Annotated in this window: 22 protein-coding genes and 1 pseudogene; 11 read left to right on the top strand and 12 right to left on the bottom strand. The window is 57.6% G+C overall.

Annotated features, from left to right (window positions below; genetic code table 11):
- Positions 1-79: 79 nt before the first annotated feature.
- The 4 genes from ACE4QZ_RS24190 to ACE4QZ_RS24205 all read right to left on the bottom strand — a co-directional run bounded on the left by ACE4QZ_RS24190 (position 80) and on the right by ACE4QZ_RS24205 (position 3,430).
- Positions 80-1,090: a zinc-dependent alcohol dehydrogenase family protein gene (locus ACE4QZ_RS24190; protein ID WP_021784363.1), complete on the bottom strand. Its 1,011-nt coding sequence runs from the start codon at positions 1,088-1,090 to the stop codon at positions 80-82.
- A gap of 164 nt (positions 1,091-1,254) precedes the next feature.
- The gene (locus tag ACE4QZ_RS24195; RefSeq protein WP_021784364.1) at positions 1,255-1,845 is read right to left on the bottom strand and encodes an HAD family hydrolase; all 591 of its coding nucleotides are present in this window, start codon (positions 1,843-1,845) and stop codon (positions 1,255-1,257) included.
- Positions 1,842-2,711, bottom strand: coding sequence for an acyl-CoA thioesterase II (gene tesB, locus ACE4QZ_RS24200; protein WP_003249851.1), 870 nt, complete (start codon positions 2,709-2,711; stop codon positions 1,842-1,844). Before tesB ends, ACE4QZ_RS24195 begins: the two co-directional genes overlap by 4 nt.
- A gap of 149 nt (positions 2,712-2,860) precedes the next feature.
- Entirely contained in the window at positions 2,861-3,430 is a 570-nt protein-coding gene (locus ACE4QZ_RS24205) for a GNAT family N-acetyltransferase (RefSeq protein WP_021784365.1), read from the bottom strand.
- Positions 3,431-3,609: 179 nt separating this feature from the next.
- Here ACE4QZ_RS24205 and ACE4QZ_RS24210 point away from each other — a divergent pair, with 179 nt between their 5' ends.
- The 3 genes from ACE4QZ_RS24210 to ACE4QZ_RS24220 all read left to right on the top strand — a co-directional run bounded on the left by ACE4QZ_RS24210 (position 3,610) and on the right by ACE4QZ_RS24220 (position 6,694).
- On the top strand, positions 3,610-4,296 hold the full coding sequence (locus ACE4QZ_RS24210) for a phosphohistidine phosphatase (protein WP_021784366.1): 687 nt from the start codon (positions 3,610-3,612) through the stop codon (positions 4,294-4,296).
- A gap of 93 nt (positions 4,297-4,389) precedes the next feature.
- Positions 4,390-5,304, top strand: coding sequence for a histone deacetylase (locus tag ACE4QZ_RS24215; RefSeq protein WP_021784367.1), 915 nt, complete (start codon positions 4,390-4,392; stop codon positions 5,302-5,304).
- Positions 5,305-5,452: 148 nt separating this feature from the next.
- On the top strand, positions 5,453-6,694 hold the full coding sequence (locus tag ACE4QZ_RS24220; RefSeq protein ID WP_021784368.1) for a TIGR03862 family flavoprotein: 1,242 nt from the start codon (positions 5,453-5,455) through the stop codon (positions 6,692-6,694).
- 33 nt (positions 6,695-6,727) lie between these two features.
- Here ACE4QZ_RS24220 and ACE4QZ_RS24225 read toward each other — a convergent pair whose 3' ends face one another.
- The 5 genes from ACE4QZ_RS24225 to ACE4QZ_RS24245 form a co-directional block, all read right to left on the bottom strand.
- Entirely contained in the window at positions 6,728-8,059 is a 1,332-nt protein-coding gene (locus ACE4QZ_RS24225; RefSeq protein WP_003249817.1) for a DEAD/DEAH box helicase, read from the bottom strand.
- 55 nt (positions 8,060-8,114) lie between these two features.
- The gene (gene yedA, locus ACE4QZ_RS24230; RefSeq protein WP_021784369.1) at positions 8,115-9,035 is read right to left on the bottom strand and encodes a drug/metabolite exporter YedA; all 921 of its coding nucleotides are present in this window, start codon (positions 9,033-9,035) and stop codon (positions 8,115-8,117) included.
- Positions 9,036-9,171: 136 nt separating this feature from the next.
- Entirely contained in the window at positions 9,172-9,783 is a 612-nt protein-coding gene (locus ACE4QZ_RS24235) for a PolC-type DNA polymerase III (RefSeq protein ID WP_084851506.1), read from the bottom strand.
- A 10-nt stretch (positions 9,784-9,793) separates the two neighbouring features.
- A complete protein-coding gene (locus tag ACE4QZ_RS24240) occupies positions 9,794-10,273 on the bottom strand; it encodes an NYN domain-containing protein (RefSeq protein WP_004576858.1) in 480 nt (159 codons plus the stop codon).
- Positions 10,274-10,432: 159 nt separating this feature from the next.
- Positions 10,433-11,191, bottom strand: coding sequence for a DUF2076 domain-containing protein (locus ACE4QZ_RS24245; RefSeq protein ID WP_021784371.1), 759 nt, complete (start codon positions 11,189-11,191; stop codon positions 10,433-10,435).
- A 167-nt stretch (positions 11,192-11,358) separates the two neighbouring features.
- On the opposite strand from ACE4QZ_RS24245, the gene ACE4QZ_RS24250 reads away from it, so the two are divergent.
- Positions 11,359-12,015, top strand: coding sequence for a YciC family protein (locus ACE4QZ_RS24250; protein ID WP_021784372.1), 657 nt, complete (start codon positions 11,359-11,361; stop codon positions 12,013-12,015).
- An 86-nt stretch (positions 12,016-12,101) separates the two neighbouring features.
- On the top strand, positions 12,102-12,620 hold the full coding sequence (locus ACE4QZ_RS24255) for a hypothetical protein (protein ID WP_021784373.1): 519 nt from the start codon (positions 12,102-12,104) through the stop codon (positions 12,618-12,620).
- Between the two features lie 69 nt (positions 12,621-12,689).
- On the opposite strand, the pseudogene hrpB reads toward ACE4QZ_RS24255, so the two are convergent.
- Positions 12,690-14,837 (bottom strand): annotated as a pseudogene (hrpB, locus tag ACE4QZ_RS24260) (ATP-dependent helicase HrpB); the annotation flags it as partial.
- A gap of 88 nt (positions 14,838-14,925) precedes the next feature.
- Here hrpB and ACE4QZ_RS24265 point away from each other — a divergent pair.
- From ACE4QZ_RS24265 to ACE4QZ_RS24280, 4 genes are read left to right on the top strand one after another with little or no spacing between them, the layout of a single operon-like run.
- Positions 14,926-17,199, top strand: coding sequence for a hypothetical protein (locus tag ACE4QZ_RS24265; protein WP_410480231.1), 2,274 nt, complete (start codon positions 14,926-14,928; stop codon positions 17,197-17,199).
- A complete protein-coding gene (locus tag ACE4QZ_RS24270; RefSeq protein ID WP_410480232.1) occupies positions 17,186-19,282 on the top strand; it encodes a hypothetical protein in 2,097 nt (698 codons plus the stop codon). The genes ACE4QZ_RS24265 and ACE4QZ_RS24270 overlap by 14 nt, the downstream gene beginning before the upstream one ends.
- Positions 19,269-19,877, top strand: a complete 609-nt coding sequence (locus ACE4QZ_RS24275; protein ID WP_410480233.1) for a hypothetical protein — start codon at positions 19,269-19,271, stop codon at positions 19,875-19,877. Before ACE4QZ_RS24270 ends, ACE4QZ_RS24275 begins: the two co-directional genes overlap by 14 nt.
- Positions 19,870-21,273, top strand: coding sequence for a tyrosine-type recombinase/integrase (locus ACE4QZ_RS24280; protein ID WP_410480234.1), 1,404 nt, complete (start codon positions 19,870-19,872; stop codon positions 21,271-21,273). The genes ACE4QZ_RS24275 and ACE4QZ_RS24280 overlap by 8 nt, the downstream gene beginning before the upstream one ends.
- Before the next feature lie 548 nt (positions 21,274-21,821).
- Here ACE4QZ_RS24280 and ACE4QZ_RS24285 read toward each other — a convergent pair.
- Both ACE4QZ_RS24285 and ACE4QZ_RS24290 read right to left on the bottom strand, forming a co-directional pair.
- Positions 21,822-22,856: a serine/threonine-protein kinase gene (locus ACE4QZ_RS24285; RefSeq protein ID WP_027595091.1), complete on the bottom strand. Its 1,035-nt coding sequence runs from the start codon at positions 22,854-22,856 to the stop codon at positions 21,822-21,824.
- Positions 22,853-23,311, bottom strand: coding sequence for a hypothetical protein (locus ACE4QZ_RS24290; RefSeq protein ID WP_027595092.1), 459 nt, complete (start codon positions 23,309-23,311; stop codon positions 22,853-22,855). Before ACE4QZ_RS24290 ends, ACE4QZ_RS24285 begins: the two co-directional genes overlap by 4 nt.
- Positions 23,312-23,701: 390 nt before the next feature.
- On the opposite strand from ACE4QZ_RS24290, the gene ACE4QZ_RS24295 reads away from it, so the two are divergent.
- A complete protein-coding gene (locus ACE4QZ_RS24295) occupies positions 23,702-24,109 on the top strand; it encodes a hypothetical protein (protein WP_027595093.1) in 408 nt (135 codons plus the stop codon).
- Positions 24,110-24,177: 68 nt separating this feature from the next.
- A complete protein-coding gene (locus ACE4QZ_RS24300) occupies positions 24,178-25,149 on the top strand; it encodes an Abi family protein (protein ID WP_410480235.1) in 972 nt (323 codons plus the stop codon).
- Positions 25,150-25,397: the final 248 nt, after the last annotated feature.

The following is a 25,397-nucleotide window of genomic DNA, read 5'->3' on the forward strand; positions in this document are numbered from 1 at the left end:
GTGCAAGGCACTCGGGCTTGATGCTACGAATAGAGTGGCGTGCAGGGTGGCCGTCACATCCAGCTACCCTGCCCTCACTTCACCAGGTCAGGCAGATCTTGCCGAAGTGCCGGTTGCTCTCCTGGTAACGGAACGCCTCGACGATCTGTTCCAGCTCGAAATGCTTGTCCACCACCGGCCGCAGGCCGTTGGCATCGATCGCCCGCACCATCGCCTGCTGCTGCGCTCGGCTGCCGACCAGCACCCCTTGCAGCCGAATCTGCCGCACCAGCGCCTGCACCAGCGGCAACTGCCCGGCCACCCCGGTAAGGATGCCGATCAGCGAAACATGCCCGCCAATGCGCGCAGCAATCATCGACTGCTCCAGCGTCGCCGGGCCGCCCACTTCAATCACATGATCGACACCGCGGTTGCCAGTCAGCTCGCGCACCTTCTCACCCCAGGCCGGGGTGCTCTTGTAGTTGATCAGGTGGTCGGCACCCAGGGCCTTCAGGCGCTCCAGCTTGGCATCGCTGGACGAGGTGGCGATCACGGTCGCGCCCGCCAGCTTGGCGAACTGCAGGGCGAAAATCGATACACCGCCGGTACCCTGCACCAGCACCGTGTCGCCGGGTTTGAGGTGATCATCGCTCATCAGCGCGCGCCAGGCGGTAAGGCCGGCGGTGGTCAGGGTGGCAGCCTCGGCATGGCTGAAACCCTGAGGTGCCAGGGTGAAGGCGGTGGCGCGGGCAGTCACCTGCTCACGGGCGTAGCCATCGATGCCGTCGCCGGGCACCCCGGCAAAGCCCTCGACATTGGCCTGGCCATCGAGCCAGTCGGGGAAGAAGGTGCTGACCACATTGTCGCCGACCTGGAACTCAGTGACGCCAGCCCCCACCGCAACCACCTCGCCGGCGCCATCGGCCATGGGGATGCGTCGCTCGCTCGGGCCCCACATGCCGCTGACCACGGCGAAATCGTGGTAGTTGAGGGAACTGGCGTGCAGGCGCACGGTAATCTCGCCGGCCTGGGGGGCCTGGGCCTCACAGGTGCCGACCTGAACCTTGTCGTAGCCGCCGCCGGGTTGTACGTAGATGGCCTTGCTGCTCATGGGTGGGTCTCCGTATCAGAGCAAAGAATGGGGTTCAGCATAGACAGATCCGGCCCTTTCGCGGGCACGCCCGCCCCCACAGGGGCACCACAGGCCCCGAGAGGTGCGCAATACCTGTGGGAGCGGGCATGCCCGCGAAGAGGCCCGCATTGCCAAAACAAGCGTCAGCCCAGCATCACCTTCAACGCCCGGCAATCCGCCGCATGCCAATCCACCAGCTCTGGCCAGGGGTTGTCCGGCAGGTTCACCAGCACCGTGCGTGCTCCCGCAGCCCGCCCACAGTCCAGGTCAAAGCGGTAATCCCCCACCATCACCAGTTCGCTCGGTGTCACGCCCCAGGCGCTGGCAATCTTCAGCAGCCCATCCGGGCTCGGCTTGGGCGCAGCCTCGTCACGCCCGAGAATGTGCTCCACCGGGAAGCAGTCCGCCAGGCCGATGGCCTCCAGCGTTACATGCGCAAGCTCACGCGCATTGCGGGTCAGAATACCCAGCCGGCACCCGCGCTCGGCCAACTCGCGCACCAGTTCCACCGCCCCGGTGGCCGCCGTGGAAGCCGTTGCCAGGTCCCTTTCGTGTTCCAGCAACCAGGCATGCTTGGCCGCCGCTTCTGCCGCCGGCAAGGCCGCCAGGTGGGTGAGGATGTCGTGTTCGGCCGGGATGTCCAGCGCCACCCGAATGGCGGCGAAGTCGTGCACGGCCACGGTCAGGGTGCCGTCCATGTCGAACACCCAGTTGCGCACCTCGCCCAGGCTCATGCCCAGTCCTTGCGATGGCGAATCAGGCCTTCCTGGCTCGACGATGCCACCAGCTGCCCGGCCTGGTTGAAAATGCTGCCGCGGCAGAAACCACGGGAATTGCCGGCCCAGGGACTATCGGTGGCGTACAGCAGCCACTCGTCGGCGCGCAGGTTGCCGTGAAACCACAGCGAATGGTCGAGGCTGGCGATCTGCATGTCGCGCTGCCACACCGATTTGCCATGGGGCAGCAACGCCGTGGTCAGCAGGCCGAAGTCCGAGGCGTAGGCCAGCATGTACTTGTGCAGGGCAGGCACGTCAGGCAGGTTGCCGTCGGCGCGGAACCAGGCGTATTTCACCGGGTCGCCTGGCTTGGGGTTGAACGGGTCGCGCTCGGTGACCGGGCGGATCTCGATCGGCTTGGCGCACAGCACCTTGTCGCGGATGCGCTCGGGCAGCTGGTCGGCCATGGCACGGGCCAGTTCGACTTCGGTAGGCAGGTTTTCCGGGCCGACCACGTCAGGCATCTGCGCCTGATGCTCGAAGCCTTCCTCGTCGTACTGGAACGACGCGCTGCAGGTGAAGATGGTCTGGCCCTTCTGGATCGCCGTCACCCGCCGTGTACTGAAGCTGCCGCCATCGCGCACGCGGTCTACCGAGTACACCACTGGAAGGCTGGCATCGCCCGGGCGCAGGAAGTAGCCGTGCAACGAATGCACATGGCGCGCGTCCTCGACTGTCTGACTGGCAGCCGACAACGACTGGCCCAGCACCTGCCCACCGTAAAGCTGGCGGAAGCCCAGGTCCTGGCTACGTCCACGGAACAGGTTCTCCTCGATGGATTCGAGGCTTAACAGGTCGACCAGGTCGTCCAACACATGACTCATCGGGGGATCTCCGTAGGAGCGAGCCTAGCTCGCGATGCGCCGCCCGAGCGGCGCTCGATTTCACAGGCGCTGAACGTGTAACGGCAAGCGCCTTCCAAGATGGGCAAATGATACAGCGTTTGTCATTCGCGCCGGGCATGGCCGTGCATTCAGGCGCGCAGGGTGCGCTCCCAGTGCGCGCGGTCAATGCGGTACAACACATGCGGGCGCAGTGGGTGGCCAGTGGGCAGGCGGGGGTGCTCGAAACTGCCGTGTGGGTCCTGCTGCATGCCGATGGCTTGCATCACCTTTTGCGACGGCAGGTTGCATTCGCTAGTGAATGACACGACCTCCTCCAGGCGCAATTGGGCAAAAGCACAACGCAGGCAGGTCCACGCCGCTTCGCTGGCAAAGCCAAGGCCCCAGTGGCGACGGGCCAGGCGCCAGCCAATCTCTACGGCGGGGGTGAAATCGGCGTCAAAGCCCACGTGCAGCAAGCCGGTCATGCCGATGAACGCGCCGCTGTCCTTGCGCTCCAGGGCCCACAAACCAAAACCGTATTCATTGAAGTGCCCACGCACCCGGCCGATCAACGCAGCGGCCTCAAGACGCGTCAACGGCGCCGGAAAGTAACGCATTACCTGCGGGTCGGCGCACAGCGCGGCGAACTCGCGCAGGTCGTCGTCATGCCATTGGCGCAGCACCAGCCGTGCGCTTTCCAGTTCAAGAATAGGGGTCATCGGGCCTGCTCCGGTTTTGCCGTGTTGCAGTTTACAGCGTAGGCGCGGGCGCGGGTTTCACCCAGCCGGTAGTAGCCGAATGCAATTTTCACACGCCCTTCACCGGCCCCCGACAGGCCACTTGGCAGGATTCCGCCATCCCTGCCGTGCCAAGCACGGCTATGCCAACGGAGCCACACATGCAATCGAGCAATACCCTGGGGCACTCTGCCATTCACGCCCGGCGCAAGCGACGCCTGACCCGCAAAGCCCTCGGAGCCGCCCTGGGCCTGTGCATGGTCGTGGCGGCGTTGACCACCTGGCTGGCGACGAGGACGCATATCGTGGACCTTGGCAACGAGCAACAACTGAGTGACAGCGGCCTGCTGCAGGACTGGGCCGAAGGTGCGGTGATCGTGATGATCCGCCACGCTGAACGCTGCGATAGCGCCCCCGGCCCTTGCCTGGACGACCCTACGGGTATCACCCTGAGCGGTAGCCAGGCCGCTGCCCGCGTTGGCCAGGGGCTGCACCGGCTGGGCCTGAACAACGCCGACTTGCTCACCAGCCCGAAACTGCGCACCCGGCAAACCGCGCACTTCATCCTCGGCCAGGCGGTGGCCAGCGAAGACTGGCTGGAAAGCTGCGACAGCCAGTTCGCCAACGAAGCGCTTGCACACAAACGCGCGGGCCACAACCTGGTGCTGGTGACTCACAACGGCTGCATCGACCACTTTGCCCGCCAGCAGCACGTTGCCGGCGGCGAACGTCAAAGCAACTATGCCAGCGCCCTGTTCGTATCGGTGGATAGCAATGGCAAGGCCCGCATCCTGGGGCGCCTGAACGAACCGGACTGGCAACGGGTACTGGCCAGCGCCGCAAAGTGATACGGGCCACAGCAATCCCGTGCAGGCGATTGAGCAGCAAAGCTGGCCCGGCCATGGCAAGATCAGGACCTGGCCCTGATTACGACCTCAACCATGCCGTTGCCGCTGATCTACCACGAAGATTACAGCCCGGAGTTCCCCGCTGAACACCGCTTCCCGATGGACAAGTTCCGACTGCTGCACGACCACCTGGTCGGCAGCGGGCTGACCACCGACCAGGCCCTGCTGCGCCCGGACATCTGCCCCAACGACATCCTCGCCCTGGCCCATGACCGCAGCTACATCGAGCGCTACATGAACGGCGAGCTGTCGCGCGAGGACCAGCGCCGCCTCGGCCTGCCCTGGAGCGAGGCCCTGGCCCGGCGTACCGTGCGCGCCGTCGGCGGTTCACTGCTGACTGCCGAGATGGCGTTGCAGCATGGCATCGCCTGCCACCTCGCCGGTGGCACCCATCACGCCCATTACGACCACCCCGCCGGCTTCTGCATTTTCAACGACCTGGCGGTCATCAGCCGCTACCTGCTGGAAGCAGGCAGGGTACACCGGGTGCTGATCTTCGACTGCGACGTGCACCAGGGTGACGGCACCGCGCGCATCCTGCATGACACGCCCGAGGCCATCACCGTGTCGCTGCACTGCGAACAGAACTTCCCCGCCCGCAAGGCACAAAGCGACTGGGACATCCCTCTGCCCCGAGGCATGGGCGACGCGGCCTACCTGAAAGTGGTGGACGACGCCCTCAACTACCTGCTGCCGCTTTATCAACCCGACCTGGTGTTGTATGACGCCGGTGTCGATGTGCACAAGGACGACGCCCTGGGCTACCTGCAGCTGACTGACGCAGGCGTTGCCGCCCGTGACGAAGCCGTGCTGCGCCATTGCCTGGGCCGCGATATCCCGGTGGTGGGCGTGATCGGCGGTGGCTACAGCAAGGACCGCACAGCCCTGGCCAAACGCCACGGCATCCTTCACCACAGCGCGGCACGTGTCATGGGTTGTTCACAATGACTGTGGAACCGCTTGTGGATAACCTGCGCGAAAGGCGCTGTAGCCCTTTACTGGCAAGGCCTGCGTGACGCTGCCTATTTTTTGACCAGTGCTTCCGTGGGCAGCGCTGCGGTAGAATGCGCCTCTTTTCCACAGCCTGCTGCCCACCATGCCCGATCTGACCCCCGCATCCCCTCCCCCCGCTGTCGTCATCGGTGGCGGCCCCGCCGGCCTGATGGCCGCCGAAGCACTGGCCAAGGCAGGCCTGGCGGTCGAGGTGTTCGATGCCATGCCTTCAGTGGGCCGCAAGTTCCTGCTGGCGGGTGTCGGCGGCATGAACATCACCCATTCCGAGCCTTATCCGGCGTTCGTGGCCCGTTATGCCGAACGCCAGGGCGAAATCGAGGCCCTGCTACGCGACTTCGATGCTGACGCGTTGCGCCAGTGGATTCATGGTTTGGGCATCGAAACCTTCGTCGGCACCTCGGGTCGGGTGTTCCCCACCGACATGAAAGCCGCACCGTTGCTGCGTGCCTGGCTCAAGCGCCTGCGCGACAACGGGGTAGTTATCCACACCCGCCATCGCTGGCTGGGCTGGAACACCGATGGCAGCTTGCGAATTGCTTATCCACAGGGCGAACGGCAGGTGAACGCCTCGGTCGTGGTGCTGGCGCTGGGTGGCGCCAGCTGGGCGCGCCTGGGTTCTGACGGCAGCTGGCAACCGCTGCTGGCAGAACGGGCTGTGGATATCTCGCCTTTGCAGCCGAGCAACTGCGGTTTTGAAGTAGAGGGCTGGAGCGCGCTGCTCAAGGACAAGTTCGCGGGCGCACCGCTGAAGAACATCGCCCTCAGCGTCCCGGGCAGCGCACCGCGCAAGGGCGAGTTCATCCTCACCGCTCAAGGTGTGGAAGGCAGCCTGGTGTATGCCTGGTCGGCACCGGTACGCGAGGCCATCCACCGTGAAGGCCGCGGGGTGTTGTTGCTGGATCTGCTGCCGGACAAGCCTGTGGACAAGATTGCCCAGGCACTGGCCAAACCACGCGGTTCACGCTCCATGGCCAAGCACCTGCACAGCCAGCTGGGGATTGATGGGGTCAAGGCAGCACTGCTGCGCGAGCTGACGGATCCGGCGACCTTTACCGACGTTGATGCCTTGGCTGGAGCCATCAAGGCATTGCCCATCACCCTGGTACGCACGCGGCCGCTGGATGAAGCGATCAGCAGTGCCGGCGGGGTCCGCTTCGAGGGGCTGGATGAGGGGTTGATGGTCAAGGCCGTGCCGGGGGTATTCTGTGCCGGCGAGATGCTGGACTGGGAGGCGCCGACCGGGGGTTATCTGCTCACGGCGTGCTTTGCCAGCGGCTTGCGCGCCGGGCGGGCAGCGGCGAACTGGCTGATGCGGTCAGCCTGATGGATTGCGGGGCCGCAAAGCGGCCCCAAAACCTCAAGGCTTACGCTTGCGCGGCCCACCATTGAAGCTCGGCACCTTGCGCACAGCCTTCACCGCTGGCTCCGCACTGCCAGCTTCACTGCTGTCCATCCAGCGCCCCAGCCCGCGCTTGGCGCTGTTTTCTTTCGGCTTCTTGGGCTTCTTCGGTTTCTTGATAACCTGCCCGCTGGCATCGGTCATCGGCACCCGGTGCTCGGGGATGAAATCCGGCTCTTCATGACGCGGCAGGGTCTGCCGGGTCAGCACCTCGATAGCCGCCAGCAGTTGCACTTCATCCGCACACACCAGCGAAATCGCCTCGCCCTTGTTGCCCGCCCGCCCGGTACGCCCGATGCGGTGCACGTAGTCTTCGGCAACGATCGGCAGATCGAGGTTGACGACCAGCGGCAAGTCATCGATATCCAGGCCACGGGCCGCCACATCGGTCGCCACCAGCACTTGCACCTCACGGGCCTTGAAGCTGTCCAGCGCGCGCTGGCGGGTCGCCTGTGGGCGATCACCGTGGATGCCGTCGGCATTTACGCCTTCGGCCAGCAAGCGCTCCACCAGTTGATCGACGCCATTGCGGGTCTTGGCAAACACCAGCACCTGCTTCCAGCGCTGTTTGCGCAGCAGGTGGCAGAACAGGTCGGCCTTGCGCTTCTTGTCCACAGGCACCAGCCACTGCTTGACGCTGGTGGCCGTGGCGTTGCGCGGGCTCACTTCGATACTGAGCGGGTCATTCAGCGCCAGCCCCGCCAGCATGCGAATCTGATCAGAGAAAGTGGCAGAGAACAGCAGCGTCTGGCGCTTGCGTGGCAGTGCCGCATACACCGACTGCAGTTCTTCGGCAAAGCCCAGGTCAAGCATGCGGTCGGCTTCATCCAGCACCAGGGTTTGCACTTGGTTGAATTTCACGGCGTTCTGCCGGAACAGGTCGAGCAAGCGGCCAGGGGTAGCCACCAGCAGGTCGACACCCCGGCGCAGGCGCATCATCTGTGGGTTGATACTGACCCCGCCATACACCGCGTAAGTACTCAGCGGCAGGTTCTCCGCGTATTCGCGCACGTTGTTGTGCACCTGCTCGGCCAGCTCGCGAGTGGGTACCAGCACCAAGGCGCGGATCGAATTGCTGGCCACCTTCTCGCCCTCCAGCGCCAGGCGCTGCAGCACAGGCAGGGCGAAGCCTGCGGTTTTGCCAGTACCGGTCTGGGCTGCGGCCATCAGGTCGCGGCCGGCCAGCACGGCGGGGATGGCTTTGGCCTGCACCGGGGTCGGGGTGGTGTAGTCCAGTTGCTGCAGCGTGCGCAGCAGCGGTTCGATCAGGCCGAGTTTGGCGAAATTCATGGCAATACCGTCAGGGGGTTCAGCGAAGGCGGCAAGTTTACCGCATCGCCCCTGCCTACTTGCAGATTTCACCTTTCAACGGTGGCACAGGTACAGGCGCCTTGCGCCACTGTGGCAGGCCGATCAGCACCACCGCGCCGATGATCACGGCCATTGCCACGCACTCTTCAGCGCCAATCTGCTCACCGGCAAAGACGATACCCAGCAGCACCGCCACCGCCGGGTTGACGTAGGCGTAGCTGGTGGCCGCTGCCGGGCGCACGTGCTTGAGCAGGTACATGTAGGCACTGAACGCCAGGATCGAACCGAAGAACACCAGGTAGGCCAGCGCACCCCAGCCCGCGGCGGTCGGCAGCTGGGTCATGCGTTCGCCCGACAGCACACTGCCCAGCAACAGCACCGCACCACCGACCAGCATTTCCGCTGCGCTGGCCATCGGCCCCTGGGGCAGCGGCAAGGTCTTGCTCCACACCGAGCCGAATGCCCAGGACGCCGCCGCGAAGATGATCAGCGCCGCACCTATCGGGCTTGCCTGCAGGTTGGAGCCCAGGTTCAGCAGGCCGATGCCCACCAGCCCAAGGGCGATCCCCGCCCATTCCAGCTTCGAATTACGGTGCCCGAACAACAGGCCGAACAGCAAGGTGAACAGTGGCACCGTCGCCACCGCCAAAGCCGCCACGCCCGAAGCCACACCGGCATGCTCGGCCACGGTCACCCCGCCGTTGCCACAGCTGAGCAGCAAGAAACCGATCGCCCCTGCCGCCCGCCATTGCGGCCAGGCAGGCGCCGGCACGCCGCGCCAACGCAGAAAACCGTACAACAGGCCCCCGGCAATCAGGAAGCGCACACCGGCCATGAGCATCGGAGGCCAGCTCTCGACGCCGATGCGAATGAACAGGTAAGTGGAACCCCAGACCAGATAAAGGGCCAGGAAGGCGCCAATCAGCAACAGCGGGAAACGACGGGAGGCAGGCATGGGGAAAACTCGAAATCCGTTTACGGGTGGCTCAGTTTAACGGCCTGCCTGGGTGAAGGGACGTTACAGAACGGGTGCAAATGAGCGGCACAATTCGGGTGCGTGCGGCGTAGGCGACACCCCAGACGATCACCTGCTAGCCCTGACGATACTTGGCCAGCGCTTCGCGCACCTTCGCAGCTGGGGTTTTCTGCAGCCGGCAAAGCAGATCGTGCGAGAGCTGCTGAACCCCGTGGTCCTGGTGCAACACACCCGCCAGATGCTGCAGCAGGTTGGCGGCCATTTCGGCATCGGCCATGGCCCGGTGCGCGGTGCCCGTGGCAGGCAACCCAGCCCAGCGTGTCAAAGTGCCCAGCTTGTGGTTTGGCGCTGCGGGCAGCAGGCGCCGTGACAGCAACAAGGAACACGCGAAGGGCTGACTGCGGCTGCGGCCAATACGGCCCAGCTCATAGTCCCAGAACTTCTGGTCGAAAGCAGCGTTGTGCGCCAACAATGGGGTGCTCCCAACGAACTCGGCCACCTCGTTCATCACTTTGTCCACCGGCGGCGCACTACGCAGCATGGCGGTGGTGATGCCGGTCAGTCCTGCGACGAAGGCCGGCACCGGCACGCCAGCGTTCATCAGGCTCTGGTAGCGCTCGACAATGCGCCCCCCCTCAAGCATTACCACCGCCACCTCGGTGGCACGGCAGCCGGTAGCGGGGGAAATGCCGGTGGTTTCAAAGTCGATGACAGCGATACGTTCCATGAAAAAGACCTTAGTGTTTAAGCAACAGCGCGCCTTCGATGGGCACGTAGCGGGTGGCAGCACGGATCAGTGACAACGCCGTCAGCCCCGGCACGCCATACACCACCGCTTCGGTGCCATGGCGCTGGATTACCCGTTCCAGCAGCAGGTCGAAGTCACCGTCACCGGAGGCCAGCACCACTTGGTCGACCCGGCTGGCCGCGTCGATCACATCCAGGGTAATGCCCACATCCCAGTCGCCTTTGGCCGAGCCATCGCTGCGCTGGATAAACGGTTTGAGGCGCACATCGAAACCGAGGTTGCGCAAGATCTGCTGGAATTGCTGCTGTTTGCTGTCGCCACGGTCGATGGCATAGGCCACGGCCTCGACGATCTGGCCTTCGCGGCTGACGTCGGCCCACAGGGCGGTGTAGTTGAAATGGCAGCCGTGAGCCTGGCGCACGGTGTAGTAGAGGTTCTGCACATCGGCGAACAACGCGATCTTTTTCACCTGGGAACCTTATTTATGGCCTGGAGTGCTGGGGGCAGTTCCGCAGCCCTTCGCGGGCACGCCCGCTCCCACAGGTATCACGCGTATATCTGTGGGAGCGGGCGTGCCCGCGAAGGGGCGCAAAGCGCCCCCGGAAATGCCAGCAGTATGCCAGACCTGTCAGACGTAAGAATCGTCGTCCGAGAAGAACCCGCCATCATCGCTGCCATAATCACTGTCGGCGTAACTGCCCTGGTCGTTACCCCAGCCACCGTTATCAGCCACTTGCTGCTGCCCGCCCTGATCGTTCCAGCCGCCACTGTCGCTGGCTGGCACCGGCTCTTCCTTGATGACCTCGACCACTTCTTCCGGTTGCGAGTTGTGGTTGAACAGGCTGCTGATACCCTGCGCCAGCAACACACCACCGGCCACGCCGGCAGCGGTCTGCATGGCCCCGCCAAGGAAACTGCTGGCCCCACTGCGCGCAGGCGCGGCACCATAGCCAGGCTGCGGCGCCTGAGGTTGGCCAAAACCAGGTGCCGACGGCTCGCGCCAGCCACCACCGGACGCTACCGGGGGCGCCGAAGGACGCTGTGGCTGCACCGCCGGCGCTGCGTTGCGCCCACCCGAACCAAAGATGCTGGACAAGAAACCACCCCCGCCATTGCTCGGCGCACTGCTGGCAGCCTGTGCCGCCTGAGCCTGGGCACGGGCCTGTTGCAGCTCGGCTTGCAGCTGCTTGTTCTGTTCGTCGAGGCGTTTGATCGCGGCCTCCTGCACCAGAATCGCCTGGGCCATGTAGTAAGGCGCTGCCGGTTGCTGACGCACATGCTGCTCGATGCACGCCTGGGCTTGTGCGTCACGCGGCTGGCTCGGGTCTTCGGCTTGCTTGAGGCGGCCGAACAGGCCGTCGATAAGGGTTTGTTCTTCAGTGTTCATGGGGCGACCTCGTGGGGTAGCGGGACAACGGACAGCGTCAAAGATGGGGCGTACAGGCGCGGGATTCAATCACTGTTGCGGTGAAACTTTTTTCAGCAAGTGACAGCCCCAGGCCTGCTTTGGGCTAAAGTTAGGCCCCTGTTTTTACTGCCATGCGATGTTGACTGATGAATCCGCTGAGCGTTCTGCGCGACTCCCTGTACTTCTTCCGCCGTCACCTGCCAAACATCCTCCAGCTGTGCCTGCCGCTGGTGGTGGTGGAAGCCCTGCTCACCCAATTGCTGTACCGGCAGATGGGCGACCAGGCATCACCGGCCTACGGCATGCTGGTCAGCCTGTTGTTCTACCCGCTGTACAGCGCAGCCCTGATCCTGTACCTGGACACACGCAGCAACGGCCAGGAAATCGCCAAGCGCGACCTGTTCGCCCGCGCCCTGCAGCTGTGGCCGCAACTGGCCCTGCTGATCCTGATCAGCTCGCTATTGATCATGGCCGGCCTTGCGCTGTTCATCTTCCCGGGGGTGTGGATCATGATCAACCTGGTGTTCGCCGAGTACCTGCTGGTACTGCGCGGCCGGCCGGTGGTGCAGGCGATGCGCGAAAGCGCAAGCATGACCACCGGGCACTTCATGCGCATCATGATCTGCGTTGTAAGCGTGCTGGCGCCGATCTGGCTGATCGACGGGCTGCTGCTGATGGCCTTCCCCGAGCCATCACCTGGGATGGAACTGGCCATGGACAGCCTCAGCGGCTTCCTGCAACTGTTCAGCACGGTGGTGCTGTATCGCCTGTTCATGTTGCTGGAAGGTGAAGCCGGCACCTGAGGCCAGCGGGGAATGTTTTCGATCTGATGGGCTGCCCAGCCCTGGCGCCAGAGTGCACTTCCTCAACGCCATTCAAGGAGTGCACCATGAACGAAGACATTCAGGCCGGTTACGCCCGCTCATTTCGCGGCCAGCTGTACATGCGCGCCCGCCACCGGGACATCCCGCTGCGACTCAGCCGCAGTACAGACAAGTTCGGCTGGGGCATTACCCCCGAGGATGACTGGTTACAGGCGGGGGGAAGGCAGGACTCGCCGGTGATGGACTTTCATTACCACTCGCGGACCAACGATCGCCTGCACTACCGCATCAGCATGCCTGGGCGCCCGGAAACCAAGAAGCTAGGAGTCAGCCGTAATGGCTATCTGGGCTTTTACTGGCATGCAAACGTTAGCGAATACTGGAAAATCGAGCCGCTGGCGCTGACAGATGAAGGCCTTGTCTGCCATCTGCGCGACCAGCGGGGCTACAGGGTCGGCGCCCTCACGGATACGCCGCACAGGAGTGGGGAGTGGGTAGCCTTGCTCAACGTCGAGGAAGGCGAAGTGATCACTTTCCTATTGAGACAAGCAGATCAAGCTTCACTGGCGGGTGCAATACGATGAATGGCACGACCACTAACACGTCGTGCCCAGCACATGATTTTTTCGACCTGCCGCACTCGGTGTTGTGCATCAGCTCCCTCTCGGCTTGGCCCGCGCCGTAGCCTCGGCCACCAGAGGGTCGTCCGGCCAATAATGCTTCGGATAACGCCCTTTCAGGTCTTTCTTCACCTCGGCATAGGTCGTGCGCCAGAAGTTGGCCAGGTCCTGGGTCACCTGCACCGGCCGACGTGCCGGTGACAGCAGGTGAAGCTTGACCTGCTGCCGGCCATTGGCGATGCGCGGGGTGTCGGCAAGGCCGAACAGTTCTTGCAGACGCACGGCGAGAATCGGCGGGGTTTCGCTGTAATCCAGGCGGATGTTCGAGCCGGATGGCACGGCCAGATGCGCCGGAGCCTGTTCTTCCAGGCGTTGCGGCAGCGGCCAGGGCAACAGGTTGCGCAGCATCGACGGCAAGTCCAGCGCAGCAAAGTGGCTGAGGCGCGACACTTTGCTCAGGTAAGGCTGTAACCAGTCTTCCAGGCTGGCCAGCAGGGCCTCGTCCCTAAGGTCAGGCCATTCAGTGTGGCCATCCTTCTCCAGGTCGAGCTGCCGCAGCAGCGCCACACGTGCCTGCCACTGCCGCAGCTCTGGCGTCCAGGTCAGCAGGTTCAAACCTTTGCGCCGGACCAGGCCAAGCAGCGCTCGGGCCCTGGCTTCGTCATCCAGCCTGGGCAGCGGTTCGCGGCTGAGGACCAGTTCGCCCACCTTGACCTGACGTTCGGCGCGCAGCACCTGCTCACGCTCGTCCCAATCCAGGATATCGACTCGCTCAACCTGCTCGGCCAGCACGCCCTCGAGCAACGCGGGATCGAATTCGGCTGCCAGATAGATCCGCTCCTCACGCTGCCCCTGGCGGCTACCCAGGTCAGCGATCACCAGCCATGGGCACTTCATCAAGGCATCGACTTCACCAAACAGGGCCGCACGGCCGTTGGCGAGTCGATACTCAGCCCCGCCCGCCCGGCGCTGCTGGGCGACCCGGTCAGGGTAGGCCAGCGCCAGCAGGGCGCCCAGCCAACGAGGGTGGTCCGGGTCGGCGACCGGCGCACCGACCTTGCCACGCAACAGGCCACGGTATTGGCGGGCCAGCTGGCGAGCACGCTGCACCCCACCCTGGCCACCACGCACAGCCTTGCTCTCACCGCTGACCAGCGCAAGCCGGCTGTGCAAGTCGGCACCACCGCCACGTTGAATGTCCCGCTCCCCCAGCAGCGCAGCCACATCGCATGCCATCTGTGCCAGGCCCAGGTCCTGGCCACGCAGCAACAAATGCGCGATGCGTGGGTGAGCCGGCAGTTCGGCCATGGCCTGGCCATGTTCGCTGAGGTTGTCGCGGCTGCCCGGCTTGAAGGCGCTGAGCCGCGCCAACAGGTCCTGTGCCTGGGCGAACGCTGCAGCAGGCGGCTGGTCCAGCCAGCGCAACTGCTCGGGGGTTACACCCCAGCGCGCCAGTTGCAGGGCCAGCCCGGCCAGATCGGCCTGCAGGATCTCGGCACTGCCATGGGCGGCCAGTTGATCATGCTGGGCCTCGGACCAAAGGCGGTAGCACACGCCAGGCTCCAGACGGCCGGCACGCCCGGCGCGCTGGGTGGCACTGGCGCGGGAAATGCGCTGAGTATCCAGACGGGTCATGCCGCTGCCGGGGTCGAAGCGCGGCACCCGGGCCAGGCCGGCATCGATCACCACGCGTACGCCATCGATGGTCAGGCTGGTCTCGGCGATGTTGGTGGCCAGCACCACCTTGCGCAGGCCCTTGGCCGGCGGGTCGATAGCGGCGCGCTGGGCATTGAGGTCGAGCTCGCCATGCAACGGGCACAGCAGAATCTCGGGGCGTGCCCCCAGGGCGTCCTGAAGGCTTTGGTGAACCCGGCGGATCTCGGCTTGCCCAGGCAGGAACACCAGCACGCTGCCGGCCTGCTCGGCCAGCGCATGCAGCACGCTGTCCACCACCCGTGGCTCGATGAACTCGCCTGGCTGGAACGGCCGCCCCCAGCGGATATCCACCGGATGCATGCGCCCTTCACTGCTGACCACCGGGGCGTCGTCCAACAGCCGCGACAGGCGCTCACCTTCCAGCGTCGCCGACATCAGCAGAATCTTCAGGGGCGGGTCGTCACGTAGCAGCTCGCGGCCGTTAAGGCTCAGCGCCAGCGCCAGGTCGGCATCCAGGCTGCGCTCGCTGAGTTTGCTGATTTGTCATCTTGTCAAAATCAACACAAGGGCTACGCTCAGGGGATCATGCCAGTCTTCCGAAGCGAGCGTAACCTTGACAATTATCAAAAGCAGCGCCTACCTCTTGGACTACCCGCTACAGGCCATCGACGAAGACCTGGCGCTCATGCTTCTACAGGCGCCCATCAAAGCTGAGAAGTACAAGCGAACTGCCCTCCAGCTATTCGACTGTCACTGTCACTGCCTAGGCGAACGCTTGTCGCTTGCCAGTCTCGATGCCGCTAAACTCCGTTGGCTTGTCGAATCTTTCTACGGACACCTGAGATCTGGTGAGTTGATTGACCTAGCCGCAGAGTCGATCAGATTGCGTTCATTGGCTCTCGGACAAATGATTACAACTTTGATCGACAAGGTTCCAGGCCTTCAGTCGGTGATCTGGTCAAGCGGAGCTGAGTCTGGCTACAACTACACTTGGAATGAATCAAAACCCAAGATCGATCCAGAAACGGCATCGTTCTGGGGATGCTGGCCTGTTAAGGCAAAAAAAGGAAAGACAGTCTATCTCAAGCTGGTGGATATGTATGGCTCCCATGGCTCACAGTTTACATCTCAATTCCATGAAGCCATCCGGCGTGATTGTTTAAAAATCTGCAAGGTCTCCAGCGGCATGATCAATAAATTGGCCGCTTTCATTTCTAAAGAAGCTTTTCGATTCCCCCCACAAGCTTTCAAATCTCACGAGATGATGGAAGGATTCTTCGAAGAATTTTTCTGGCACTATCAGACCACGGAATGGGAAAGAAACGAAGATCAGAGCTCCAATATTCGCTCTTGGCGCGCCCTACGCGTCATTATTATTCGAGCCTTACTCAAACCTCGAATATGGAATGCAGACGAAAGCGTCATTGTTTTGCCTCCAATAAAAAGCAAGCCGGGCGCCGAGCAAAATATAAAAATCAACAAGCATGGCATACAAATAAAAGACAAACTACTTACTGAAGTCCCTCTCCATGTAAGCGATATACAAGCCATCGATTTGTTATATGGGGAGATAAAGTCTGATCTACGCACCGTAGAAAAATATGGCATCTCGGAAGCCTTAAAAATCCGCAGAGCACAACGTCGCAGACTAAGAGAGGCAAAAACAGGAAGCATCCTTAGGAACCATTATAGAGGATCACGGCACTACGACAGCTTCGAAAAAACTGGCATTCAAGATATTTGTCACACCTTTGAAAAAGAGGGATTGTGCACTACAGATGATGCGCGTAGCAGGTACACACAGCGACTGCCAGTATTAGCTGAATTCCTTGGATTGCCAACAACTTTCTCTTTATTTCCTTTTCAGTGCCTCTTGACGCTTTACCATCCTGAAATCACAACTTCATTTTTAGACGACCTGGCTATTTGGGATGGAGACACGAGAGTTTCTTTCATTAAAACCGACAAAGGCTATGAGTTGACAGGATTCAAAGACCGACGCGGCAGCAAGCATTCGGAACAGAAAATTCTTCTATCGCCTCGAGCAGCAGCTCTCGTTCGTATCGTGGAGGAAATCACAAACCCTCTGCGTGTCTATCTAAAAAAACAAGGCGATCCCAATTGGCAAAAACTTTTCTTAACCTCTGGCTCAAGCTTCAACTACCCCCAAGTCGCCAATAGCAACGCATTAAACAGCAGCGCAGTGAAAAAGCATAAAGGCACCAGAGAGCTTTTTATCGCTAAACTTTCACCATTCACGCATAAACGTGGCGAAGACTTGGTAGATTTCATTAAAAAGCTTTGTATATCTAGGGTTCGAGCTCAGTCAGCTGTGGCCGACTACATCCAAAATCATAGCTTAACTCGCCTGGCGAAAAAGCTCGGACACGCGTTTTTCTCAAAGGATCTACTCGACTCATACCTCCCCACCGCGATCTATGATTTTTTTGCCACGCGATACGTGAGAATTTTCCAGAAAGGCATCATTTGCGAAGCAATGAAAGAAAGCAGATACTTCCTGCAGGCAACGAAATTTGAAACTATCGACCAGCTACATAATTTCCTGAGCCGGTATGCTTTGAAAGAAGTGCCTGAAAACCTCAGAAACTTAGAAGAGAATAAAATAGCGCAAGGTGAGGTTGTCGAGGTAGGTGTATCAGTATCAGCTGAAAGCATGAGTGCGCTGATATCAATACGCGAGGCTATTAGGCAAAGCCCTACTCCAACTAGAGTTAGGGGTTTGGCAAAATATTGGGCATCAGTTTGTGATGCAGTTGAGAATTACATTAAAAAATGCCGCGACAATGATTTACGCAGCCACTTGAATGCAGCGTTGAAAAGCTGTGACCCAGGCGTATATAGGGAAATGATTCATGCAGCGCCCTGAACATCTCGCACACTTTGCTAGCTTGTTTAAAAAACGTGAGCTGGGTGATTTTATGTCTGCGCCTTGGCTCGTTTCAAGTTTTGATGCTCATGTTTGGAAATATAACTTCTCGTTCGCGAGAGACCAGGAGCTTGACTGGAAAGTACTTATGTATGATGGGTCATGCCTTACAGACCCATGTAACGAAGGACTTTTGAAATCCTTAAAATGTTGGATTATTGCCTCAACCCAAAATTCAGCAACTACGAACCACACTAACGGAATGCAAACGCAAGCGATAGATTTCCGCCGCACACTTACGCTTATCGACTATATTCTTCAGTGCGCCGAGGAACTGCAGCTGATTGAGTACGGGCTTGCAGCGCTTACGTATGAAATCATGTGTGAAATCATTGATCAGATTGGCTCCAGCAGTTATGTTGCGGTTAGTACCTATGATTGGAACCGCCGCCTGAAGGAATACTGCGTCAAAACCCTCGAAAATACTGACCCGACGGCTATTGATGAATGCTTGTTAAACAATCCCGCGCTAAGCGATATTAGCCCTATTCAGCTAGAGGACAACAAGCTTGACATCCCAGTCGAGATGATCCCGAGAGTAAGGGCCGCATTATTTTTAAGCGACATGTACCACAGCGTTCCTATTGGCGGCCATAATGTTAGCTCCGTTAAAATTAGCGCCGAGTTATATAAGAGCACGCTCGCGGGAAAAAAGCGCTTTAAGCCTACCCATCGTATTTTGGGGTTTGTTTGGCGGAAGGAAAGCTTCATGCGCGAACTGGACAGTGTTCCAGTTACTAACGGCAATCGTGACCGCATGACCAAGCGGGAATTAGTGCTTTACCGATCCTGTTTCGTCAGCCTGCAGAAAATTATCAAACTAGGCCTCTCCCTTCCCAGCCTGAATGATCTCAGAGAGTTGGCCATATACAAGGTCTCAGGCACAACAATGGGTCGCTTCAAAAACGTTCCAACTCCAATCATATTCAATGCCATCCAGAAAGGCATCGAATTTCATTATGAGCATGGCCCTAAACTGCTGCAAAGCTATGTAAATATCGCCAAATACTCCATTAAGAATAGTGTTAGCATTACAAGCATTTCAGATGAGACTATTGTTTCTCTTCTTGAACCATCTATCGCTCAAGCTGGCGTAAGTCAACTAGGTCTGTCAACCCGTTCCGCTGGCAACGAACCGGGGTCAGAGCTAAAAGAATCAAAAGAAATATATTTTACCCGCTTACGGAACAACAAGGGATTACTCGAGCTTATTGCCGTCTATTTTGGAGCGGTGCAGTTAGTCGTCGGGGCTACCATGGCGAAGCGAGGTTCCGAACTACGAGGTCTCGACCCAGAAACGTGCTTGAGCGAAAATCATGATTATCTTATTGCACCCCTCTCCAAATCCACCCGCAGCCTTCAGGGCCGACGGTCAAGAAACGCTAGACCTATCGATCCTCTCGCAGCAGAGATGATCCAAGAGATTATCCATTTCCAACATGAACTGACCCAAATAGGTTACATCAAAGAAAAACTGCCTTTATTTTCATCACCTGGCATATTTGGCACGAGCCAGTTAACAGCATGCGATGTGTATTTGTATTACAAGAATATAGACCTGTTCTGCGATTATTTTCAAGTCGACACAGACAAGCTTGGCCGTCGATTTTATATTCGTCAACATCAGTTAAGACGTTTTTTTGCTTTGGTGTTCCTTAACTGCGGCTATGCCGCTAGCATCGGAATTCTACAGTGGATGTTCGGACATACTGACCCTGAGCATATCTGGAATTACATTACTGAAGAACTTCCAGGTAAGGAACTTCAAAATACATTATCTCAAGCCCTTAGTGAGCGCATAACAACAGGAGGAGCCACACACTACACAGATGTGATTGAGCTAATCGAGGAAACATTCAACACCCGAAATGTCTCCATCATGGATGCCGAACAGCTCACCGAGTACTTGGAGTTTCTAATAGAGGGAGGTCAATTGACTATCGAACCTCAATTTTTGGAAGATGACAATGGCTTTCGTGTCGAAATCTTTACTGTAGTGAGGAAGAGCAATGAAACGGGATGAGCTGAAAGATTCACAAACCGAATCCATTGAAAATACCAGGAGGCTCCTATTTTCGATAATAGCAACGCCATCCAAGTACCTCGAGGACGAGGTTATAATTAGTTGCTTGGTTAGCCAAACATCTCTAGCCAAGCTCTCGCTGCAAAAAACCTCCGAGGATGAGGACATTCACATATTTTCGCTCAGCCTAAATACATTTAAGCAGCGAAGCGAAGAAAGGCTTCCTGGCGGCTTTGCAGCTATCGATAGCTTACGCAAAAGCGCAGCACAGGCCATCCATAAAGAAAAAAACAAGCCACAACCCAAAAACAATCGCAGCAGAGATGCATTATCTCAAAAAGTGGAAGATCTCCATATAGAGTTAGATATCCAGAAACGCTCAAATCTAATATTACTGCAAACCCTATCGGACGTGAGAAGTAAGTTAGATGGTATCGTCAGCGCCCAGGATGAATTTACGCGCCAGACTCGAATGTCCGCAATCTTGAAGAGAATAACGGCGATCACCAGCCTCAACCCAGAAGCTTATAAAATACCAGCAATTTCCACAGCGACGGTGGTGCCAATAAAGCCCAAGGAAAGGAAAAATGACTGATAATTTCCTGGTTGAAACAATTGATTATGTCAATTTGTTCCAACGCGTCACGCCACGTAGCGTGCGAAGCTGCCAATTTTATAGATTCCCTTTTATAAGCTGGCCTAATAACGAGCCCTGTCACATAGCAAATCTTTACTTGCTAGATCTATCGCGCCTGCACACGCAGATATCCGCTGACGGGAGAAGACCAGATAGTAAAGGTGGAACTATAGGACAGTATGCAAGCAATATAAGCCTCCTACTTAAACGATGCTGGCTTCACGGGATTGATCCTTATCACATCGATGATAAATTTTTCGAAGACTTCATAATTGAGCTAATTGTGGAGCTAAAACCCAACAAGCCGGGAAGACTTAAAAGAAAAGACAACACTACAATCAATATCGGAAGAGAATGCTTAAAGTTTCTAGCTTGGGTTGGAGGGTTTCATGGTGATCCGAACTTTGTATCCGAAAGCGGAACGATCAGAATAACCACAGAAGGAATTATTAGAAATTTCAAAAACGCCCGAAAGTCCATTCTCACGAAATCTCACCACTCTTTCCCATTACCGCATCGGGAGCATACTCGAAGCCCTATACCCAAACACAACATTGAAAAAATGGAACAAGCAATCCGTGACAATACCCGATCCAGTTTTCTGAGAGCCAGGCACTTGGCACTGATTACTCTTCTGCAGCACACAGGAGCTCGAAGAGCGGAAATCGCCTCTTTGACTTTGACTGCTTTGCGAGAAGCCCAACTCATGAAGTACCCTATGCTACGCTTAGTCACACTTAAACGGGGCGAGATATTTATCCGTGAAATACCTATCAACGCTATCGCACTAAACGATGTAAAAATATATCTTGCGGAAAGACGTAAGATAGAGAAGCAACACCCGGAAAATAAAAACGATTATTTGTTTATCTCTGAAACCACAGGCGCCCCTATTGCGATTGAGACAGTCACCTCGATAATATTCAAAGTGAGATCAGCGGCAGGAATTGAAGAGCAAGCATGCGCGCACATGTTCCGCCACGCATTCATCACAAATCTTTTTACGCTACTTGTAGAACGCCACAAATTCAATAGTAAAGATGAATTCGAAGCCGCCCTGATCAGTGATAAGGACTTCTTGAGAAAAGTCCGTCAATGGACAGGCCACAAGAGCATCGAATCTCTGAGAGAGTACTTGACTACTGTCTTTGAGGGAGAGAAAGGCATAGGCGATTCAGCCGAAGGTGTACACAGAGCCTCAACGCTGAGTCTATACCAAGAAAAATCCGACGCGCTTTATAACGAGTTTAAAAACAACTTAATTACTCATCCCGAGTTCATTCGTCGAAGCGATGAGCTGATGGCGTTACGCGACTTGGAGCTTTCTAGGCACGATATTAAAAAAACGAAGTAACCTTACTAGATTCAAAAAAAGTTGAAAGAGTGTGTTGATCCCCACCTGCCCCGGGCTTTTCCTGCTGCCTGGGCGCAGACTTGCTGATAGCTCCTCTAAAATTGGTAGCTTGTTGAACTAGAGGCATAGGCGGCCCTTCGAGCCCGTATTAGCGACCAGCTATGGCATGGGCTGCAGCGCAGTCGACGACCTGCATTCTGTTGCTAAGCCGTCAACAAACTGCATGGACGCAATACGAGCTTAACCTCTAGCCCTTTTTGATTGCTGACTAGGTCTGCAGCGCGCTCCATCGTCCACAAGGAGGAGCAAAAGCCAAGCACCTAATTAGGGAGTGCGTCGGACGATGCGGTGGACGCAAGGCTCACACACAAATCGTGCAAGCCCGGTGGGGCTAACGCTCGTGATAGACGATCTTCGAGTCACCAATAAGGTCTTCGACTTTCACCAGAGGCACGGACGAGCGAGCGCGACCAGAGCTTGTCTGGCTACGTCCCGTGGAGATCTGGGATCTGGTCAGGTAACCGTCCCCATCCTTCCTGCCTGCCGGCTTACCACTCTGATGACATGAGGATTTCATGAATCCGCTCCGAGGTTACGTTCTCTTCGCAGAGCTTGGGCTTCTTGCGATATGTGCCGCCCGACGTCTTTTTCGAGGCGACACATTGGCCATTATCGGCCACCTCTACCAAAAGACCTGTTCCATCCGACGAAATGCTTTCCCAACGCCGGACGCCCCCATCGGTGGAGAAGCGCCAATCCAGGCCTACATCTTCGATGGACGACAGATCATTCAGTAGATCCATTACTGATTGATAGCGCGAGTCAGGGTCGTACCTCAAGCACTTCTTGATGATGCTCTTCAGTTTCTTCGGGACATGAAGCGGCAATTGCTTGAGGTCTGGGTAGGTTTCTGTGCGCTGGGCACGCGCCAACTCAGCGCCCAGCTTGAACGAGTCTCTCTGGCGTTGCAGCGAGTCCAGTCCAGCCAGCAGGCGGTACAAGGTCAGGCCGACCTGATAAATGTCCGCACTGTTGTTGAAGTCACTGGTCACCGATCCTTCGGGCGGCAGATGCAGGCGGTAGCTGAGCTCAGGCGTTGCAAAGCCATCGTCATCCATGTTCTTCGAGAACCCAAAGTCGGACAACAGAGCCTCGTCTGTATCGGAGATCAGGATGTTGTCTGGCTTGATATCGAAGTGGAGCAGCCCCTTGGAGTGGATGTTGTTGAGGCCACTCAGGAATTGGATGGAGTAGCGAATCAGCTGCCTGCAAGTCAGCCCTTCCGCCTCTACGACCTGGTGAAGAGATCCTCTGCGGTAATAGGGCATGGCGATGAAGATGTGCTGAGCATCTTTGCAGGCGTATAGAACCTGCACGACGTAGGGGTGGACACTCTTGTACAGCAGCTGAGCTTCGAGCAGGTAACGCTCTTCATTGAACCCGTCAGTCTTGACCTGTTTGATCACAAGCTCGGCATCCAGGTGCTCGTCATGGACGACGTACACCTCTGAGTTCTCGCCGTTTTCGCCAATGCGTTGCTGCTTCTTGAAGGACACCTGCGCCGTTTGGTAAGGGATGATCATCGAGTCGCTCCTACAGCAACGAGGATGGCCTCACGAACTGCCGCAGCCTTTCCTGGCGGCCAACCTTTGACGCCCTCAAGCTCGGATTCACATTTTACGATCGAGGCGAACTCTGCTGCGGTGATACCCAGCCGGGCACCAATGCTGGTCTTGCGCCCCACAAAGTAGCCTTTGATGCTGCTACTTGCGAACGACTCCATGAAGACGGCTTCCAGGTACAGCCGGTCAGCATCCTGGTTCTGAGAGTTGCCCTCTGCGACCCGGATGCCAGCTACGTCCACCTGGTACTCCCGAAGGATGTCGAGGATGCTGTGACGAGCAAATTTGAGCTGCTCTGGCTTATTCAGAATTTGCGGGATTACCAAGGATTCGACGTTCAAGATTTGCATCGCTTCATCGTCGTAAATGACGAAGGTCGCCTTTTTGGGCTCAGCGCGGATTCCGAGTGATCGCATAGCGCTCCCTGCGTACTGTGGAGTCGGTGGAGTGCTAACCCTAGCATCAGATCGCTAGAGCCGACCATAAGCCCTTGGCATCCTAGTTTGGGTAGGTAGGCGGCCGCTCCGCGCCCGAAGCAGCGTCATGCACGTGCCATGGGCGACACCTACCTCGACAACCGGGCCTTTCCGTCCCTCCTTGTCGAAGATCCACCCCATTTCAGTGGCACGGAATGGCCATCAAATGGTTTTTTTGCGGCAAAAGATTGGAATTAGCCGCCTATCGCGAAAAAAAACCACCATAGGCTTTGACAATCCAATTTTTAGGTGTAAATTCGCTATCAGAAATTAACGCAAGCCTCGCAAGTAGCGCAACACGGTAAGACGGCAAGACTTAACAGGTACTCCATGGACTCGACTCGCATCGGCTTAGTAGCCACCGCGCTTAAACAGAAAATTTATACAGAAACCTTTGGTGGCAAAACGCTTGGCAAATTCTTGATCTCTCGAGAGAGCCTCAAGCAATTACTGGGCGTGAGCAGGCTGTCGACCATGGACGTAGAGGCATTTACGACTGAGTGCCTGAACAGAGGACTCACAGTTATCGATTTGGACGATAGCTTCGCTTTCGCTGATGAGCGATTTGTAAGGAACTGGAGAAAAGCTCCTAACAACCTAATTCGGCAGCTTACCGAAAAAATTGATTTTGAAACGGGCGTAGAGGCTGATTTCGAGGACGAAATCGAAGAAGAAGACCTTGATGACGCCAAGGCCAGCAAAAAACCGCAGATAAGAGACAAGCGTCGCTTATCATGACTGCTGCCGCTAACTGCCCCCAGGCAGAAGCACAGTACCAAGCGGAATTAAACAGCAGTTAATAAGAAATGTACAATCCAACTCCCTGCAACATAATTACATCTCTTGATGCTATTTCCGTACCTCGCCTGTCGACATATCGACAGTTCTTCAATCCAGCCAATGACGAAGAGCTTTACGGCATTTACTGCTGGAATGAGGTGCTCGGAAGCAACTTTCTTCGCTTGATTGGAAGCGTTGAGGTAACGCTGCGCAACAAATTTCACTTACACCTTAGCCAGCACGCCCATACCGTACAGTGGCCTTATGTGGGCTCGCCAGATTCAAATGACTGGTACAGTCATGCGAGCTTGAGAGGCAAGAGCGAGGACAAGGTAAAAGCAATCACGCATGATGCTCGCTATGATCAGCGTAGCCAGCGAAAAATTTACACTCCGAAGCCACACTTTGTAAGCCCTAATAATGTTGTCTCAAGCATGACCTTTGGCTTCTGGGCTCCACTGCTGGATCTAAATCTGCCGTGGAAAACGCTGATTCCGCAAATTTTCTCAAAGCACCGATATGCGGCCACTGCCAATTACTGGAATCAAGCACGCATTGGTACTATCTATGAACGGCTCAATGCCGTGAGAGATATCCGAAACCGAGCTGCTCACTTCGAACCGATCTGGAAGATCAAGGACATGCCGGAAGAAATTCGGGCGATTAGGGGAGTAACACCGCGGATCGAGTATTTAGCTCCCGTTAACGAAACAGAAGCGCTCGTCAGACTACAAACAATTTATGATCGTATCACGCAGCTTCTGTATTGGATGTCGCCCGAGCGTGCTGCAGATCATCAAAGCAGTGACCTTCACAAAAAGACGAGCTATTTACTGACCCAGGCGGGCTTAGACCAATTTAAGCGAGGAAGAGCCGCACGAGCCTACCCTATTAGTAGCCTGGCTAAAACTCGGAGGATGAAACCCCTCCTCCAAGAGCGAATGCCTTTCCAGCTGATGCACAAAGGCAGCGTAATCGGGCACATTTATCCCGAATAAAAGAAAAGGCCACCCTTTAGGGATGGCCTTTTCATGCTTCTCATTGCCCTTGGATCTTCAGTGGTGCTATTAACCTGCTGACGATTTGCTCCAAGCGCCTACGAGAGGAATACTATGTCAAAAAAAACGACGAGTCTAGCTATAGACCTAACACAACCTGATAGATATTTTCTATTTTTAGGCGAAAAAATACCGAGGTCAACACCCAAGCCCTTCTAGGCTACCATCCCTAGGGGGAATCAGACAAG

This window comes from Pseudomonas sp. DCA-1 (assembly GCF_046523955.1).
In the GTDB taxonomy this organism is placed as follows: Bacteria; Pseudomonadota; Gammaproteobacteria; order Pseudomonadales; family Pseudomonadaceae; genus Aquipseudomonas; species Aquipseudomonas putida_Y.